Here is a 16,221-nt window from a genome sequence, read left to right on the forward strand (position 1 = left end):
CAAACCACCCACACCCAAAAATGGGCCCACCACGCCCAACAAGCCCAACACGCACTCAACCAACACCACAACACCCACCACCACGAAACCATCGAACTGGTGAGTATTGCCACGAGCGCCCTCGACATCATCGACGCTGATGATCTCGAAGACGAAGTGCCTACAACTTCTGTCGTCGACGAGCAAGAAGACTGACGCTCTGGCGCCTGAGCGGTCTTGACCACTCTGATTTCTCTGACTTGGTCGCACGCCATCGCAATGTTTGTCGTTTCCTGACCGCTGCACGACACCAGCAATACTCCAGCGCCTAGATCTCACTTGTAATTACATGTATGATTGTGTGTAATTACAGGCTTAACCAGCGAGACGACGTCGTCGAGGAGAATTGTGCCCGAATATCTGACACCCCCAGTTTCGCCTTTCGCGATTGCTTTTGATGCAGAGCGCTTGACGCTATCGCCCGAAGGCCCCACGCTGACTCGCCGCATGTCTGATCTCGAGGGATTGTTCCTCGACCAGAGTGCGTGGGCGGAGTCTGCAGCTGGCGAGAATCCCGTTGTGTACACGGTGACCAGTTCACCTGTACCAGAGATCAACCGCGAGCTGCCGCAGTCGATCACGACGATCTTTCCCGGGGCGACCTCGGGCGAGCTCTGGATGACCAAGGGACATCAGCATCCTGACCATCAGGGTGAGATCTACCTCGCCCTAAAGGGCCGCGGTGGACTTCTCATGTTCGACGGTGAACGCGTCGAATGGCTCGACATGGAACCCGGAACGATCGGCTACATTCCGCCGGGCTGGGCTCACCGCTCGGTCAATACTGGAGATGAGCCCTACGCATTCCTCGCTGTCTACCCTGGCGGCGCGGGCCACGATTATGGCTGGGTGCTCACTTACGGGATGGGCTCACGCGCGTACCGCGATGCGAGTGGAAGCGTTGATCTGCGTCCGTACGCGGGCTGAGCTCCATGCTGATCGCACACGATCTGGGCACCACAGGCAACAAAGCCTCGCTGCACCGGGATGACGGGCGCCTGGTGGCGTCGGTGACCGTCGGCTATCCTGCGCATTTTGCCGCTGGTGGCATTGCCGAGCAGAACCCTGAGGACTGGTGGCAGGCGGTAGTTTCGGCGACCAGACAGCTGCTGGTTAAGGCCGCCGTCGATGCGCAATCGGTCACCGGGCTGGTGGTCGGTGGGCAGATGATGGGCACCGTGCTGCTTGACGGTGCGGGAGCCCCTGTGCGCCCGGCGATCATCTGGGCTGACACCCGTTCGGGGGCTCAAGTTCGTGAGTTGGCTGCAGCCGTGGGGGAGGCTCACGCCTACGACCTGCTCGGTCACAGACTCAACGAGACCTACTCGATCGAGAAGATCATGTGGGTGCGTGATCACGAGCCGGAGGTGTGGTCTCGCGTGCGCAAATTCTGCGTGGCGAAGGATTACATCGTGATGCGGCTGACGGGCAGGCTCGCGACCGACCGCTCGGATGCATCAGGCACCAACGCATACGACCAGCTAGCAGGTACGTGGTCCTCCGAGGTGCTCGCGGCAGCACGACTTGACGCCAATCTCTTTCCCGAGATCGTTGACTCGGTGACGATCGTCGGATCGCTCACGGGCGACGCAGCGAACGCACTTGGACTTGCACGCGAGGTACGTGTCGTGATGGGGGGAGGAGATGGTCCGATGGCCGCCGTAGGCTCCGGCATCGTCGCTCCTTCGGATGGTGCTTACGTATGCCTGGGAACTTCATCGTGGATCTCATTCGTGAGTGAAGCTCCGCTGCGTGACCCGAAAATGCGCACTTTCACCTTCGACAATGTGGTGCCAGGAAGCTACGTTCCCACGGCCACCATGCAGGCAGGCGGTGCGTCGGTGCAGTGGATCGCGGAGGCGCTCTCGCCCGATCCTTCACGTCCCGAAACTGGGCGACTTACAGCAGAAGCCGGCGATGATCTCGACACCGAAGGACTCTACTTTCTTCCCTATCTTCTCGGCGAACGCTCCCCGCACTGGGATCCTGACGCGCGCGGCGCGTTCGTAGGCATCGGGCGCCACCACACGCGCTCACACCTCATGCGCGCAGTGCTCGAAGGCGTTGCCTTCAACCTGCGGCTGTGTATGGACGCGTTTCGCGACGCGGGCGCGTCGATAGACCGCGTTGACGCGGTCGGAGGAGGCGCACAGAGTGACGTTTGGCTGCAGATTCTCGCCGACGTGTGGGGTGTGCCCGTGCGACGCCGCACGGTCGGTGAAGAGGCGAACAGCTTGGGGGCTGCCGTGACCGCCGCAGTCGGACTGGGGCTCACTGACTTCTCGGCCGCGCGTTCGCTCAGCGAGGTGACCGCTGAGTTCGCACCCGTCCCAGAGCGACATTCCATCTATTCTTCGCGCGCGGCGCGATTCGACAGTGCGTACACGGCGCTTGCGCCATGGTTCGCGAAAGGAGAATCCTGATGGCCACGATTCTGGTGACTAGCCGCTCATTCAGCGACGGCGATGTCGACCTTATGAGGCGCAGCGCCGAGGCGGGTCATGAGATTGTGCGCGGGCCCTCTCACCACGATCTCGCTGCGCTCGCGCCGCTTCTTGAGACGGCAGACGCCTGGGTAGCGGGAACGGGCCCTGTAACAGCACGGCACCTTGATGTGTCGCCACGGCTGAAAGTGATCGCGCGCTATGGCGTAGGCACCGAAGCGGTGGATGTGGATGCCGCGACGCGTCGAGGTATCGCAGTGACGAACACTCCGGGTGCGAATAGCGAGGCGGTCGCAGACCACGCGATCGGTTTGATGCTTGCCTCGCTGCGCGGCATCGTGGACGGCGACCGACGTGTGCGTCAAGGTGACTGGTCGGTGCGTCGCGGGCGTGAGCTCGGTGCACTGAGAGTTGGCATTCTCGGATTCGGCAGGATCGGGCAAGGCGTTGCCCGTCGACTTGGTGGCTTCGGTTCTACCGTGTTGGCATTTGACCCGTACATGCCGGAAGCACGGATTGCCGAGCTCGGTGCGACGCCAGCCTCTGTGGAAGAGCTCTTTCAAGGTGCAGACGTCATCACGCTGCACGCTCCCGGTGGACAAGTGCTTGTCACGGCCGATCGGCTCGCGTGGTTGCGCCCTGGCGCGCTCATCGTGAACACCGCCCGTGCTGATCTCGTTGATGAAGCCGCCGTGGCACATGCGCTGCGCGAGGGGGCACTCGCGGGCTACGCGGCTGATGTGCTGAATGGCGATACCGCGGGTGGCGACAGCCCGCTGCTGGCAGCAGACATCTCCGGCAGTGTGGTCGTGACACCGCACCTCGCAGCGCAGACAACTCAAGCGGTAGACAACATGGGTTCGATGGCCCTCGACAACGCCTTTGCAGTACTGGCGGGCGAGGTGCCTTCGCACCCTGTCAACGCAGTGCGCTGATGGCACGTACCGCGCTCGACGAAAAGGACAAACCAATGACTTCTCTCTCCGACCAGACGGGCGACCGCCTTTCTGCAGCGCGTAGCGCTGGAGTCCTCGCGGTGCTACGGGCGCCGAGTTCCGAAGCTGCGCTCGATGCGATCGACGCATTAGTCCGCGGTGGAATCACGGGAATCGAGGTGACCTACTCGACGCCTGACGCGGCGGCGGTGATTGCGGCTGCAAAAGACAGGCACGGTGAGTCCGCGTACGTTGGCGCGGGCACCGTGACGACCGGCGCGCAAGCCCGCGAAGCAGCGGATGCAGGAGCTGCCTTTTTGGTCAGCCCGGGCACGCTGGCGGAGTTGGCGGGAGAGATGCGTGCGACCGGGGTTGTCACGATGACCGGCGCACTGACCCCGAGCGAAGTGATGACGGCGCAGCAGCTGGGTGTCGACGTCGTCAAAATCTTTCCAGCTTCGCTTGGCGGTCCGGCATATCTTGGCGCACTGCGAGGGCCGTTTCCCACGGCGAATCTGATGCCCACCGGCGGAGTCACCCCCGAAAATCTTGGGGCATGGTTTGCAGCGGGCGCAGTGGCCGTCGGAGCCGGGGGCGACTTGGTGCCCGGTAAAGCGCTCGCCACCGGCGATTTCGCTGAGATCGAGCGTCGCGCGCGGCTCTTCGCCACGGCTCTTCAGGCCGCGAAGGCAGAGGGGAGTGCATCGTGACTGAGACATCTTTTGGCTACATGGGCTTCGTAGGAGTCAGTACCGGTTCGTCATCGATCATGCAGGTGTTTCCGCGCTGGGCGGATGTATTGGGCCTGCCCACCCGCACGCTCGTAGGCCACGATCTGCCGATGGACGCGACCCCTGACAGCTACATCGCTCTTCTTGAGCAGATCCGCGACGACCCGCACCACCGTGGCGCGCTGATCACGACGCACAAGATGAATATGTTTGCCGCTGCATCCGACCTCTTTGACGAGCTTGACCCGTTCGCAGTGTCGTGCGCCGAAATCTCGAGCGTGTCAAAACGAGGTGATGCGCTCATCGGCCGGGCCAAAGATCCGATTACCGTCGCTCTCGCGCTTGATGACTTCCTTCCCGAAGATTACTTCTCTCGTTCTCACGCCGAGGTTCTCATCCTCGGGGCTGGTGGTTCGGGCACGGCGCTGAGCTGGGCACTCGCCGAGCGAGCGGACCGCCCGTCTCGTGTCGTAGTGACCGCTCCAAACCAAGAGAGCCTTGATCACCTTCGACAGGTGCATCGTCAGCATCGCACCCCCGACGATCTGATCGAGTATGTGCTGGTGGATTCAGCTCAAGCCACGGCAGCGGTGCTGGCGGACATGCCGCAGGGCTCGCTCGTCGTCAACGCGACAGGACTCGGTAAAGACCGCCCGGGCTCGCCGTTGCCCGATGACGCCGTGTTTCCTCTGGACGCGTACGTCTGGGAGTTCAACTATCGCGGCACTCTGGAGTTCTTGCACCAAGCTCGCGCTCAGGCCGATGAGCGCGGTCTGCACGTGGTTGACGGGTGGCGCTACTTCATTCACGGTTGGTCGCAGGTGGTGGCCGACGTATTCGATCTTGAGCTGACTGCGGCGATCGTCGAGCAGTTGGCGGACGCCGCGGAGTTCGCGCGACAGTAGGCTCGCAGGGCGTGACGAAGGGGACACCATGATCCGCACAGTGCTGGGCGACATACCCGCCGATGGCCTTGGGGCGACGAACTACCACGAGCACCTCTTTCAGGTTTCTCCGCTGTTGCCCGGGGACGAACTCGACGACGAAGGCGCATCACAAGCGGAAGCCGCGTTGTTGCGGGCAAGCGGATTCGATGCGATGGTCGACGCCACACCGATTGGTCTGGGGCGGCGCCCCGCGGCGATAGCGCGCATCAGTCAGCACACGGGCATCCATGTCGTGGCAACTACTGGGCGCCACCGTGAGGCTCACTATGCTCCTGGTCACTGGGTGCGGACGTGGGATGACGGCGCGCTACTAGCGAGGTTCGTGGACGACATCGAACAATCGATGCCGGTCGTTGATGGGCAGCAGAACAGCAGCTCCGCACCGATGCCCGAGGCGGCCCCGGTGCGCGCCGGCATGCTCAAAGCAGGCGTCGACTACTGGAGCATCTCGACATTCGAACGACAGACGCTTGAGGCAGTTGCGGGCGCATCCGCGCGCACCGGTGTCGCTGTCATGGTGCACCTAGAGTTCTGCACGGCAGCGCACGAGGTGCTCGACATCCTCGAGCGTGCGGGGACCCCCGCGCACCGTGTGGTGCTGGCACACGCGGATCGGGATCCCGATCCTGGCTTGCACGTTGACTTGGCGGCACGTGGCGCGTATTTGGGTTATGACGGGTTCGCTCGCCCACGCACCCGTGGTGACGCCGAACTGCTTGACCTCACGGCGGCCGTCGTTGACGCTGGCGCCGGTGATCGCATCGTTCTCGGCGGAGACGTGGCGCGCCGCAGCCGCTACGTCTCTTACGGCGGAATGCCAGGTCTCGGCTACTTGGGGGAGCGGTACCTGCCGCGTCTGCGAAGTCTGATCGGCAGTGCGCTGGTGGAACGGATGCTGGTGGAAAACACGGCGCGACTTCTCGATATCCAGCGCTGAGAGCGTTCGCTGAGAAGGTTTTCTCCACGCCTGCACCCAACGTGAAGGGCGCCACCCACAAAGTGGATGGCGCCCTTTTCAACTGGCTAGAGATCAGTCGTAGAGAACTGCAGCGATCTCAGGGTCGTCGATGTTGTTGGCGTCGTACCAGTACGAGCCAGTGTCGTAGAAGTCCTCGACGGCCTCGCCGTTGGCGAGGTTGTAGGCGGCCTCAACAACCGACTTGCCAATTCCGATCGGGTCCTGCGTGATCGCGCCTGCCATCGTGCCATCCTTGATCGCGTTGATCTGGGCTGCACCCGAGTCGAATCCAATGATGGTCAGCTCGCCGGGCTCGAGGCCCAGCTCGTTGGCAGCGTTCACGATGCCGATGGCCGAACCTTCGTTGGTGCCGTAGAGACCAGCCAGGTTGGGGTTGGCGGCGATCATAGCCTTCGCGATGTCAGCTGACTTCAGGTGGTCGCCTTCACCGTACTGGATGTCGACGATCTCGATGTCGGGGTACTCCGATTCGATGCGCTCGACGAAGCCATCGCGACGCTCGATTCCGGTCGAGTTGATCTGTGAGTGACCGACAATCGCGACCTCGCCCGAACCGCCGATCAGTTCCGCCATGTGGTCTGCGGCCAGGGCGCCGGCGACCATGCTGTCGGTGGCTGACAGGCTCGAGCCGTAGTCGCTGTTGCAGGGGGCGTCGAACTGTGCGATCGGGATGCCAGCGGCTTCCGCGTTCTCGTAGAGAGGAACGCATGCCTCGGGGTCGAGCGCGGCGTAGCCAATGGCTGCCGGGTCCTTGTCGATCGCCGTCTGCAACATCTGCAGCTGCGCGTCGACCTCGGTCTCAGAGGCGGGGCCTTCGAAGGTGATCGTGATGCCGAGCTCGTCAGCCTTCTCTTCTGCACCCTGCTTCACGGCTTGCCAGAACTGGTGCTGGAAGCCCTTTGAGACGAGAGCGATGTACATCTCTTCGTCGGTGGTGCCGCTGCTATCGGTTGCTGTGTCGCTGGTGTCGCTTGAGCAGCCAGCGAAAACGAGTGCCGCGACGGCGGCGGTTGCCACAATCCCAGCTTTTCTGCCGTACTTCATGGAAACTCCATTGTTTGTATGGTCCAGCCTTGTGGCCGGAGTGGTGCGGACATTTTCGGTGTTGTGCCTAGCGGATGTGATCCGCGAGCTCGACCCGGAGGTCGATTGGTCGGTAGCGGGCACGGGCACCACCGACCAAGTCTTGGGTTATGTCGAAGAGCGGTTGCGCAACGAGTCAAAGAACACGGCGATCAGAATCACGACGCCGACGACGACGTTCTGCCATTCCGTCTGAATCGACATGATGCGCAGGCCGTTGATGAGAACGCTCATGATCAAGGCACCGATGACGGTGCCGAGAATCGAGCCGCGACCGCCGAGCAGCGAGGTGCCGCCGATGATCACCGCGGCGATTGCCTGCAGTTCGTATCCGACGCCGAGCTGCGGCTGAGCCGAGTCCAAACGTGCGGCGAGGACCACGCCGGCGACACCTGTGAAAGCACCAGCGAACATGTAGATCAAGATCTTCCACCGTCGCGTGTTGACACCGGAAAGTCGCGTGGCTTCTTCGTTCGAACCGATCGCGAAGGTGTATCGACCGAGGAGAGTCTTGTTCAAGACCAAGTAGGCGATGACGGCCAGCACGATTGTGATGAGCACCGCATTGGGCAGGCCCGGGATCAAGGTGCCGAGCGCGATTTCTTTGAAGTTCGGCGCAGCGCTCGAGAAGTAGATCGGGCGAACGCCCGAGATCACAAGGGCGAGGCCCTGGGCGATCATCATCATCGCGAGCGTTGCGATGAACGGCGGCAGTCGCAGGAACGTCACGTTCACGCCGTTGACGAGTCCCATCAGCACACCGGTGCCGATGCCACCGAGCACGCCGATCCACACCGGCAGTCCCATGTTCGCGATGAACACACCCGTCATGACCGCGGCAAGCGTCATACCGGTTCCGATGGACAGGTCAATCCCGCCTGTGATGATCACGAAGGTCGTTCCCAGCGCAAGGATGCCGATAACGGCGGTTGCGAGCAGGATGCCCGAGATGTTGCTCCAGGTGAAGAAGTTGTTTCCGAACACCGAGAAGAACACGACGAGAACGATGAGCGTCCCGAAGGCGAGCGATTGCTGCGCTTGGCGCTTTAGAAAGGCGCCAAAGCCGCCGCTGCCCTTTTCTTCTACCGCGGTTTGGATGACGGTCGTCGTCGTGGGGCCGGGCGTTGTGGGGGTGGTCATTCGTCTACCTCCGCGTGTGCTGCATACTGCATGATCTTCTCCTGGCTGGCTTCTTCGTTGCGCAGCACCCCAGTGATCTGACCGTTCGCCATCACGACAATGCGATTGGCGACGCGGAGGATTTCGGGGAGCTCCGATGAAATGACGATGATGGACTTTCCTGCCGCCGCGAGCTCTCGCATCAGGCGGTAGATCTCTTCTTTGGCACCGATGTCGATGCCACGTGTGGGCTCATCGAAGATGAGAACATCGCAGTCGCGCAGTAGCCACTTCGCGATGACAACCTTCTGCTGGTTGCCTCCGGACAGCAACTTGACGACCTGGTTGACGGACGGCGTCTTTACGCGCAATGTACGCACGTATTCCTTGGCTTGCGACTTCGCTTTGCCGTCTTGCATCCAGCCGATGCTGTTGGCATACGTGCCAAGTGAAGCGAGAACGGTGTTGAACGTGACGTCTTGCTCGAGCATCAGGCCCAGTAGCTTGCGATCTTCGCTGAGGTAGCCGATTCCAAGCTTCACTGCGTCGGCAGGCTGCTTGATGCGCACTGCCTTGCCGGCCACCGAGATCGTTCCGCCCTCGCGCGGGTCGGCGCCGATAATCGCTCGTGCGGTCTCAGTGCGCCCGGCTCCCATAAGCCCAGCGAAGCCGAGAATCTCACCGCGGTGCAACTGGAAGCTGACGTCTTTGAGCAGGCTTTTGGTGCTGAGTCCGTCGACATCGAGCACGATGGGGTCGTCGGCGTGCTCGCGTGCGGTCGGTCGTGCGCCTTCGTCGATTTTGCGGCCGACCATCATTTCGATGATCTTGGGAACGGAAATCTCACTCTTTTCGAGAGATCCGATGTATGCGCCATCTCGAAGCACCGACACGCGGTCGGCGAGCCGCCGCAACTCGTCCATTCGGTGGGAGATGTAGACGATGCCGGTGCCACGTGCCTTGAGCTGCTCAATGAGCTCGAACAGTGTCTCGGTTTCGCTGTCGGTCAGAGCGGAGGTGGGCTCGTCCATGATGAGCACCTTGGCGTCGAACGATAGCGCCTTGGCGATCTCGACCATCTGCTGTTTTGCCACGGTGAGCTCACTCACGAGCTGCCGAGGATCAAGACCGATGTCCAGTGCTGTCAGAAGCTCAGCAGCTTTCTTGTTGAGCTTCTTCTCCGACAGGAACGGGCCAACCGTCGGCTCGCGGCCGACGTAGATGTTCTGCGCGACCGTGAGGTCGGGCATCATGTTCATTTCTTGATGAATGATCGTGATGCCGAGGTGCTGCGCCTGCAGGGGGCTGGTGAGCTCAACTTCAGAGCCCTCGAAGGTGATGGTGCCTTCGTCTTTTGTGTAGATCCCCGAGAGGATCTTCATCAGCGTCGACTTGCCGGCGCCATTCTCGCCCACAAGCACGAGCACTTCGCCTGAGTGCACTTCAAGGTCAACGTCCTTCAGCGCTTGCACGCCGGGGAAGCCTTTGCTGATCCCGTGCACTTTGAGGATGGGGTCGGTCACTCGGTCACCTCTTCGTTGAAGGTCTTGTAGAAGACGGGTGCCATTTCCCTAGGGCGGGTAACGGCCTTAGACATCCTACCAATGGTTTCGCATTCAGCAACGCTGCGCAAGTTGTACCTAAATGTATCTAACCTCGGCGCCAGATGGAAGAGCTGTAATAACATCTTGGTTACAGATGGCGCACGAAGGTCGTGCTCAACAAGGAGAATTATGCTCATCGGCGCGCACGCACTTGTTTTTTCCGGCAGTTTCGACGAGGTCGGTTTGCGAACTTCCATTGAGGGAACGAAGTCCGCGGGATTCGATCTGATCGAGATTCCGTTGATGGATCCTAACCAGTTCGATTCTGTACTCGCTGGGCAGATGTTGCGTGACAACGATCTGGCGGTTACCGCTTCGCTCGGGTTGACCGACGCCACAGACCTGTCCAGTGAAGACCCGGCTGCCGTGGCAGCGGGCGAGGAGATGCTGGAGGTTTGCCTCGACCACGTGGCCGCGATGGGCGGCGAGGTGCTGTGTGGTGTCATCTATTCGGCCATGCGCAAGTTCATGGCACCCGCCAGCGCGAAGGGCGTGGCAAACAGTCAGGAAGCTATTGCCCGCCTGGCCGCGAAGGCTCAGGATCGCGGGATCCGACTGTCGCTTGAGGTCGTGAATCGCTATGAGTCGAACGTCTTCAACACCGGCCGCGGGGGGCTCCGCTACCTGGATGGGGTTGGCTCCGAGAACGTCTCGCTGCACCTCGATACCTACCACATGAACATCGAAGAGTCGGATCTGTGGCAACCGGTGCTGGATGCCGGTGATCGGCTCGGATACGTTCACATCGGCGAGAGCCACCGCGGGTACCTTGGCACCGGAAGCGTCGATTTTCCATCGTTCTTTCGTGCTCTCGATCGTGTTGGCTATGACGGGCCTGTCGTGTTCGAGTCATTTTCGTCGGCGGTTGTGAGCGCCGAACTAAGCAATACGCTCGGCATTTGGCGAAACCTGTGGCAGGACTCCGATGACCTGGCCGCACACGCAAACCGCTTTATCCGTGACGGACTGCACGCAGTCAGCACGGTCGCACTCCACTGATGCGTACTGGGTACCGCGTGGGCCGTGAGTGCACGCGGTACCTTGCACGCCCCCTAGGAAGAGATGCGTGCGATGGCCGCTTCGAACTCAGCTGCTGAAGAGCTGCTGATCTCGTCGGAGAGCATTGCTTCGATGACCTCCGGCGCCGCAGTGAAGTAAGAGACGCCATGGTGGCGGAGCTCAACGAGGTCAGCGGGAGAGCGCAGACTCGCTGCCAGCACGTCGGTGTGCGAACCCGCGCACACCGCCTGCATTTCAGCGATCAGCGCAGAGCCGTCGCGGCCGCTATCACGCAGCCTGCCCAAGTACGGCGCAATGTAGCGCGCGCCATAGGCGCTGGCGGCAAGAGCCTGCGCGACGGAATAGACCGCAGTGACCAAGACAGTCGCGCCACTCGCCACCAGTTCCCGTGATGCGGTGAACCCGGCGCGCGTCGCGGGAACTTTCACCGCGACCTTGTCGCCGAGGCCGACAATCTTGTCCGCGTTGCGCAGCATCGCGGCGGCATCCTCACCCCAAGTTTGAAAGAACACCTCTTGCGCGCCCTGTTCGACCCAGCGTGCATAAAGGTCGGGAATCTCGGCTACAGTACGGCCGCATCGCTCCAGGATCGTCGGATTTGTGGTCACACCGTGCACGAGCGAATCTGCGAGAAGATCGCGCACCTGATCGAGATCGGCGCTGTCTACGTATAGGCGGGGAGCGGCAATCATTGCGGCCACCTTTCTTTGGACCCGTCGTTACAGGTCGGGCTCGGCTAATGTAATGACAGGTAGACAGAGAAGTCAAAGACCCGGAGGTCACATGGTCACCACGCAAACCGCAAATCGCAACGGCGTTGTAGTCGTCGGAAGCGTCACCGCGGACCTGACCACATTCTCACAGCGACTTCCTGCGCGGGGCGAGACGATCCACGGCGAGGATTTCACGCTGGTTCTTGGCGGCAAAGGGGCGAACCAGGTGCTTGCCGCTGGGCTTGCTGGTGCGCATGCCAGTTTCGTGGCCTGCGTGGGGAGTGACCTCTTTCACGACATGATTATCGATGGGCTGACGGCCGCGGGCGTCGATATCACCCACGTGCGCGCTGTGCCCGGGCCGACCGGGATTGCACATATCAGGGTGGATTCTTCTGCTCAGAACGACATTGTCATGGTGCCGCTGGCCAATTCGGCGCTCAGTGTCGAACAAGTGGATGCAGCGCTGGACGATCTCGCACCCACGGCGAATGTGCTGCTGACCCAGCTCGAGATTCCGGTGCCGTTGGCGATGCACGCGATCCGCACGGCGCGAGCCAAAGATATGACTGTGGTTCTTGACCCCGCTCCCGCGGTGGAGCTCCCTGACGATATCTGGAGCCTGATCGATCTCGTCACGCCGAACGAGACGGAGGCGTCGATTCTTACCGGGCAGCAGGTGACTGATCTCGAATCAGCCGAAACCGCCGGGCGCTGGTTTCTTGAGCGAGGAGCGAAAGCAGCCCTCATCACTCTTGCGGGCGCCGGGGCCGTTTTAGTCGACGCTGACGGCACCCAGACCTTTACGCCTTTCTTGGTGACCCCCGTTGACACCACCGCGGCGGGGGACGCATTCGCGGGCTATCTGGGAGCAGCATTGGCACAGGGCTCGTCCGTTTCCACAGCGATTCAGCGCGCAAGCGCAGCGGGCGCGCTCGCCGTGACAGTGCGCGGTGCATCGCCGAGCTTGCCCAGCAAGCAGCAGGTCGATGACTTTCTCGCGGAGCGCATCGACACGGAGGCTGCCGCATCATGAGAAGCACCCACACCACGATCAACCCCGCGCTCTCCCGCGTGATCAGCGAAACTGGCCACACCGATCTGATCGTCGTCACCGACGCTGGTCTGCCGATTCCCGCGGGTGCAGAGCGAATCGATCTGGCCTATCGTCCGGGATCCCCACCCTTCTTCGATGTGCTCGATACAGTTCTCGCCGAGCTGGTCGTTGAGGGTGCCACAGTTTCAGCGGAGGTGGCCGAACGCAGCCCCGAGGTGCTTGTGGCTCTGCGTGAACGTTTCGCGGCTGCCGATTTTGAAATCGAGTTGATCCCCCACGAGGAATTCAAGAAGCGCACTCATTCCGCACGTGCCTTCGTGCGCTCGGGGGAGTTCACGCCGTTCGCGAACGTCATCCTCCACGCCGGTGTGGCCTACTGACATGGCAACCGCTGATTACCTCGCCGCTGCAAGCATTGACCGGCAGTCGGCAGCGCCAATGTACGACCAGCTGCGTCATCTGATCATCGAGGGCATCGGTCGCGAAGAGTTGCTACCCGGTGATCAGCTTCCAGGCGAGCACCACCTGTGCGAGCAGTATGGAATCTCGCGCACCGTCGTTAGACAAGCGCTGGCGCAACTCGAACACGAGGGCGTGCTGGAACGAGTGAAGGGCAAAGGGACGTTCATCGCTCGTCCCAAGACGAGCGAGGCTCTCGTGCACACTCTCGTCGGGCTCTACGACGATGTCGAGCGCCGTGGCGGCCACGTGTACAGCGAAGTTCTGCGCCATGAAGTCGAGGCGGCCGACGCGGAAGTTGCGGAGGCGCTCGACATCGATGTCGGTGATGAAGCTGTGGTCCTGGAGCGGTTGCGTTTCGTCGAGGAAGAGCCCTGGTCACTGTCTACGACGTGGATGCCAAAGAGGGTAGGCGAGCTCACCCTGGGGGTCGACATGTCTCATGGCTCGCTCTATCGCGAGTTGAGAGAGCACGGTGTGGTAGCTACGCACGGAACGCGATCTGCCGAAGCTACGGTCGCGTCACACGATCAAGCGAATCTCTTGGGTGTGTCGGCGGGATCCGCGCTATTGCGGCTTCGCAGCACCAGTTGGGACGGTGAGAACCAACCGATCGAGTTCTTTGTCGCCTACCACCGCGGTGATCGGTCACGTTTCGAGTTCGAGCTGCGTGCCGATGAATCGCGTGCTTCGTTGCTTCATATCACCAGCGAGGGCTCAGCATCTCGAGCCGGTACCTCGCGCGCAGCAACGTGACGTGCCTGACGTGGTGAAAACTGGTGCTCGTTGGTTGCTGGCGGCGTTGCTCGTCGCGGCGGGACTTTCGCATCTGACCTGGGGCCGGCGCGGCTACCGTATCACCGTTCCGGATTGGGCGGTGACGGCATTGCGCACCGACAAAGACATGATTGTCGTCTCGTCCGGAGCAGCCGAGATCATGCTCGGCACGGCGCTGATGGTTCTGCCTGCGGATCGCACCCGGGTCGGCGTGATTGTGGCGGCGTTCTTCGTAGCGGTGTTGCCGGGCAACGTGCACCAGTGGCGCACCGGTCGATCAGCACCCCTCATGCGTACCGACCGCTCGCGCTTCATTCGACTTCTTCTGCAGGCGCCGCTGATCGTATGGGCGCTGTGGAGCACTCGGAGCGGCGAGGGCGCTCGCTAATTGGTTTCAGAGATGAGCCGGATCAACACGATGTTGCCTGACTCATCCATTTCGGCGATCTTAGGGTGTGCTTTCACGAAGTCGGTGAAGCTCTTGTGGCCCAGAGCCTTCTCACTGAACGCTGGGTCGAGCCGTTTGATGAGGCTCTTCACTGCCGAAGCGTGCTGCCATTCGGCGCCCTCTTTGTCGCTTTCCAGCCGTAATGCACGCTGCAGCAAGTCTGCTGAGGGGTCAGCAGCAGCTTTTTTGCGGCGCGAGCGCGTCGGCGCAGCATCCTTCTTGCCTTCGTCGGGCTGAGCGACACCGGGCAACGCATCGTACGAGTCGAACTGGTCGCACGCAGCGGCGAGCGACTTCGCTGTAGAGCCTGCGACGCCGACGCCGACAACGAATCTGCCCAGTCGTTTGCAACGCTGTGCGAGCGGAACATAATCAGAGTCACCAGCGACAATCACCACGTGTGTCAGGTCGGGCAGCCGGAACATATCTTCAACGGTGTCGACTGCCAGCCGAATGTCTGCGCCGTTTTTCGCATAGGCCGCTGCGGGAAACAGCTGCACCAGATCGACGGCACGGGCTACCAGTTGCGAGCGGTAGATCGCGTTCACCGGAGAAGACCAATCGGCGTAGGCACGGGTGAGTACGAGCGTGCCGAACGATGCGGCATAGTCGATGACCGCGCCGACGTCGATCATCGCAGAGGTGAGGCGCTCTGAGATTTCGGGATCTTCAGGGTTTGCCGCGATCTTCTGGCGGTCGCGGGAGTATGCATTCCGACCGTGAACGCGGTCATACCAGCTCATGACGATGTTGTCGAAGTCGAGGTAGACCGCGACACGAGGATCTTGGGCGACGGGCATCAGTGTTCTCCGGGGTACCGCACGCCGATGAGTTCGCGAACCTCGTCAAGCGTCTCCATGATCGCGACCGTTTCGTCGATCGACAGTACATCGCTGTCGGTTTTGCCGGCGGCGATGATGCGCTCGGCTGCCAGGGCCTGATACTGCATTCCCCGCCCTTCAATATCGGAACTGTACTCCTCGAGGATCACGCCGTCTGGTGCAATGACGCGGAACGACACGGCGTTGTACCAGACACGGTCGATCTCGATACGCGCTTCGGTGCCAATGACGTGAGCGGTGTTCGGCCCAGCTGACTGCGACGCCGAGATTGACGTGGATATTGCACCGTTCGCATGCGTCATGATCGTCGCGACCTCTACGTCTGCGCCCGTTTCTCCGATCCGAGCAGCAGCGACAATCCCTACCGGCTCACCAAGTACGTCCCATGCGAATGAGATGGGGTAGATGCCGAGATCAAGCAATGCTCCACCCCCAAGTTCGAGTGAGTTCAAGCGGTGGTCCGGGTCTGACGAAATCTTCTGGGTGTGGTCTGCCGTCACCGCGCGGATCTCTCCCAGCGTGCCCGCCGCGATGATCTCGCGGATGCGGACCATATGCGGCAGGTATCGCGTCCACATGGCTTCCATCGCGAGCAGACCCTGCTCGGCGGCCACGTCGCGCACCTCTTCAGCCTCTGCCGCGTTCAGCATGAACGGCTTTTCGACGAGCACGTGCTTCCCGGCGCGAAGCGCCATGATGGCGACCTCTTTGTGCATGGGATGCGGGGTGGCCACGTAGATGATGTCCACATCAGGGTCGGCAACGAGTGCTTCGTAGGAAGCGTGTGCGTGCGGGATGTCGTACTTCTGGGCGAACTCGTGTGCTGCTTCTGAGCGCCGTGAGCCGACCGCGGTGACCGTGCGACCCGCGGTGCGCAGATCGCTTGTGAAGAGGTGAGCGATACCGCCGGTAGCGAGAATGCCCCAGCGGAGTTCGGATGCAGCAAGTTGAGTCATGCTCTGAGCGTAGCGAGCACGGCGGCGGTGGCGCGAGAAAACGCTCAGACTGCGCCGATAGGCTCGTC

At 61.7% G+C, this 16,221-nt stretch carries 18 protein-coding genes; 12 read left to right on the forward strand and 6 right to left on the reverse strand.

Features of this window, described 5'->3' with window-relative positions; all coding sequences use genetic code 11:
* The 7 genes from AB0O81_RS00005 to AB0O81_RS00035 form a co-directional block, all read left to right on the forward strand.
* The coding region (locus AB0O81_RS00005) for a hypothetical protein (RefSeq protein ID WP_363579977.1) at window positions 1-195 on the forward strand (195 nt) is incomplete at its 5' end.
* 192 nt (window positions 196-387) lie between these two features.
* Window positions 388-966, forward strand: a complete 579-nt coding sequence (locus tag AB0O81_RS00010; protein ID WP_363579979.1) for a glucose-6-phosphate isomerase family protein — start codon at window positions 388-390, stop codon at window positions 964-966.
* Between the two features lie 5 nt (window positions 967-971).
* Window positions 972-2,462: a xylulokinase gene (gene xylB, locus AB0O81_RS00015; RefSeq protein WP_363579981.1), complete on the forward strand. Its 1,491-nt coding sequence runs from the start codon at window positions 972-974 to the stop codon at window positions 2,460-2,462.
* The gene (locus AB0O81_RS00020) at window positions 2,462-3,418 is read left to right on the forward strand and encodes a phosphoglycerate dehydrogenase (RefSeq protein ID WP_363579983.1); all 957 of its coding nucleotides are present in this window, start codon (window positions 2,462-2,464) and stop codon (window positions 3,416-3,418) included. Before xylB ends, AB0O81_RS00020 begins: the two co-directional genes overlap by 1 nt.
* 35 nt (window positions 3,419-3,453) lie before the next feature.
* The gene (eda, locus tag AB0O81_RS00025) at window positions 3,454-4,128 is read left to right on the forward strand and encodes a bifunctional 4-hydroxy-2-oxoglutarate aldolase/2-dehydro-3-deoxy-phosphogluconate aldolase (protein ID WP_363579985.1); all 675 of its coding nucleotides are present in this window, start codon (window positions 3,454-3,456) and stop codon (window positions 4,126-4,128) included.
* A complete protein-coding gene (locus AB0O81_RS00030; protein WP_363579987.1) occupies window positions 4,125-5,054 on the forward strand; it encodes a shikimate dehydrogenase in 930 nt (309 codons plus the stop codon). The genes eda and AB0O81_RS00030 overlap by 4 nt, the downstream gene beginning before the upstream one ends.
* A 28-nt stretch (window positions 5,055-5,082) precedes the next feature.
* The gene (locus AB0O81_RS00035; RefSeq protein WP_363579989.1) at window positions 5,083-6,033 is read left to right on the forward strand and encodes an aryldialkylphosphatase; all 951 of its coding nucleotides are present in this window, start codon (window positions 5,083-5,085) and stop codon (window positions 6,031-6,033) included.
* A gap of 93 nt (window positions 6,034-6,126) precedes the next feature.
* Here AB0O81_RS00035 and AB0O81_RS00040 read toward each other — a convergent pair whose 3' ends face one another.
* From AB0O81_RS00040 to AB0O81_RS00050, 3 genes are all read right to left on the reverse strand, one after another.
* Window positions 6,127-7,119 (reverse strand): ABC transporter substrate-binding protein, encoded by a 993-nt coding sequence (locus AB0O81_RS00040; RefSeq protein WP_363579991.1) that lies wholly within the window; start codon window positions 7,117-7,119, stop codon window positions 6,127-6,129.
* A gap of 147 nt (window positions 7,120-7,266) precedes the next feature.
* Window positions 7,267-8,298 (reverse strand): ABC transporter permease, encoded by a 1,032-nt coding sequence (locus AB0O81_RS00045; RefSeq protein WP_363579993.1) that lies wholly within the window; start codon window positions 8,296-8,298, stop codon window positions 7,267-7,269.
* On the reverse strand, window positions 8,295-9,800 hold the full coding sequence (locus AB0O81_RS00050) for a sugar ABC transporter ATP-binding protein (protein WP_363579995.1): 1,506 nt from the start codon (window positions 9,798-9,800) through the stop codon (window positions 8,295-8,297). Before AB0O81_RS00050 ends, AB0O81_RS00045 begins: the two co-directional genes overlap by 4 nt.
* Window positions 9,801-10,010: 210 nt before the next feature.
* Here AB0O81_RS00050 and AB0O81_RS00055 point away from each other — a divergent pair, with 210 nt between their 5' ends.
* Window positions 10,011-10,880, forward strand: a complete 870-nt coding sequence (locus AB0O81_RS00055; RefSeq protein ID WP_363579997.1) for a sugar phosphate isomerase/epimerase — start codon at window positions 10,011-10,013, stop codon at window positions 10,878-10,880.
* A 53-nt stretch (window positions 10,881-10,933) separates the two neighbouring features.
* Here AB0O81_RS00055 and AB0O81_RS00060 read toward each other — a convergent pair whose 3' ends face one another.
* Window positions 10,934-11,593 carry a transaldolase family protein gene (locus AB0O81_RS00060; protein ID WP_363579999.1) on the reverse strand — a complete coding sequence of 220 codons (660 nt, stop codon included), beginning with the start codon at window positions 11,591-11,593 and terminating at the stop codon, window positions 10,934-10,936.
* Window positions 11,594-11,684: 91 nt separating this feature from the next.
* On the opposite strand from AB0O81_RS00060, the gene AB0O81_RS00065 reads away from it, so the two are divergent.
* From AB0O81_RS00065 to AB0O81_RS00080, 4 genes are read left to right on the forward strand one after another with little or no spacing between them, the layout of a single operon-like run.
* A complete protein-coding gene (locus tag AB0O81_RS00065; protein ID WP_363580001.1) occupies window positions 11,685-12,650 on the forward strand; it encodes a ribokinase in 966 nt (321 codons plus the stop codon).
* Window positions 12,647-13,051, forward strand: a complete 405-nt coding sequence (gene rbsD, locus AB0O81_RS00070) for a D-ribose pyranase (protein ID WP_363580003.1) — start codon at window positions 12,647-12,649, stop codon at window positions 13,049-13,051. Before AB0O81_RS00065 ends, rbsD begins: the two co-directional genes overlap by 4 nt.
* Window position 13,052: 1 nt before the next feature.
* Window positions 13,053-13,886, forward strand: a complete 834-nt coding sequence (locus tag AB0O81_RS00075) for a GntR family transcriptional regulator (protein WP_363580005.1) — start codon at window positions 13,053-13,055, stop codon at window positions 13,884-13,886.
* Between the two features lie 10 nt (window positions 13,887-13,896).
* Window positions 13,897-14,295: a hypothetical protein gene (locus AB0O81_RS00080; protein ID WP_363580838.1), complete on the forward strand. Its 399-nt coding sequence runs from the start codon at window positions 13,897-13,899 to the stop codon at window positions 14,293-14,295.
* On the opposite strand, the gene AB0O81_RS00085 is transcribed toward AB0O81_RS00080, so the two are convergent.
* Window positions 14,292-15,155, reverse strand: a complete 864-nt coding sequence (locus AB0O81_RS00085) for an NYN domain-containing protein (protein WP_363580007.1) — start codon at window positions 15,153-15,155, stop codon at window positions 14,292-14,294. The two genes, AB0O81_RS00080 and AB0O81_RS00085, sit on opposite strands and share 4 nt — an antisense overlap.
* Entirely contained in the window at window positions 15,155-16,153 is a 999-nt protein-coding gene (locus tag AB0O81_RS00090) for a Gfo/Idh/MocA family oxidoreductase (RefSeq protein ID WP_363580009.1), read from the reverse strand. The genes AB0O81_RS00085 and AB0O81_RS00090 overlap by 1 nt, the downstream gene beginning before the upstream one ends.
* Window positions 16,154-16,221: the final 68 nt, after the last annotated feature.

This window comes from Microbacterium sp. NPDC076911 (genome assembly GCF_040687125.1).
Lineage (GTDB): Bacteria > Actinomycetota > Actinomycetes > Actinomycetales > Microbacteriaceae > Microbacterium.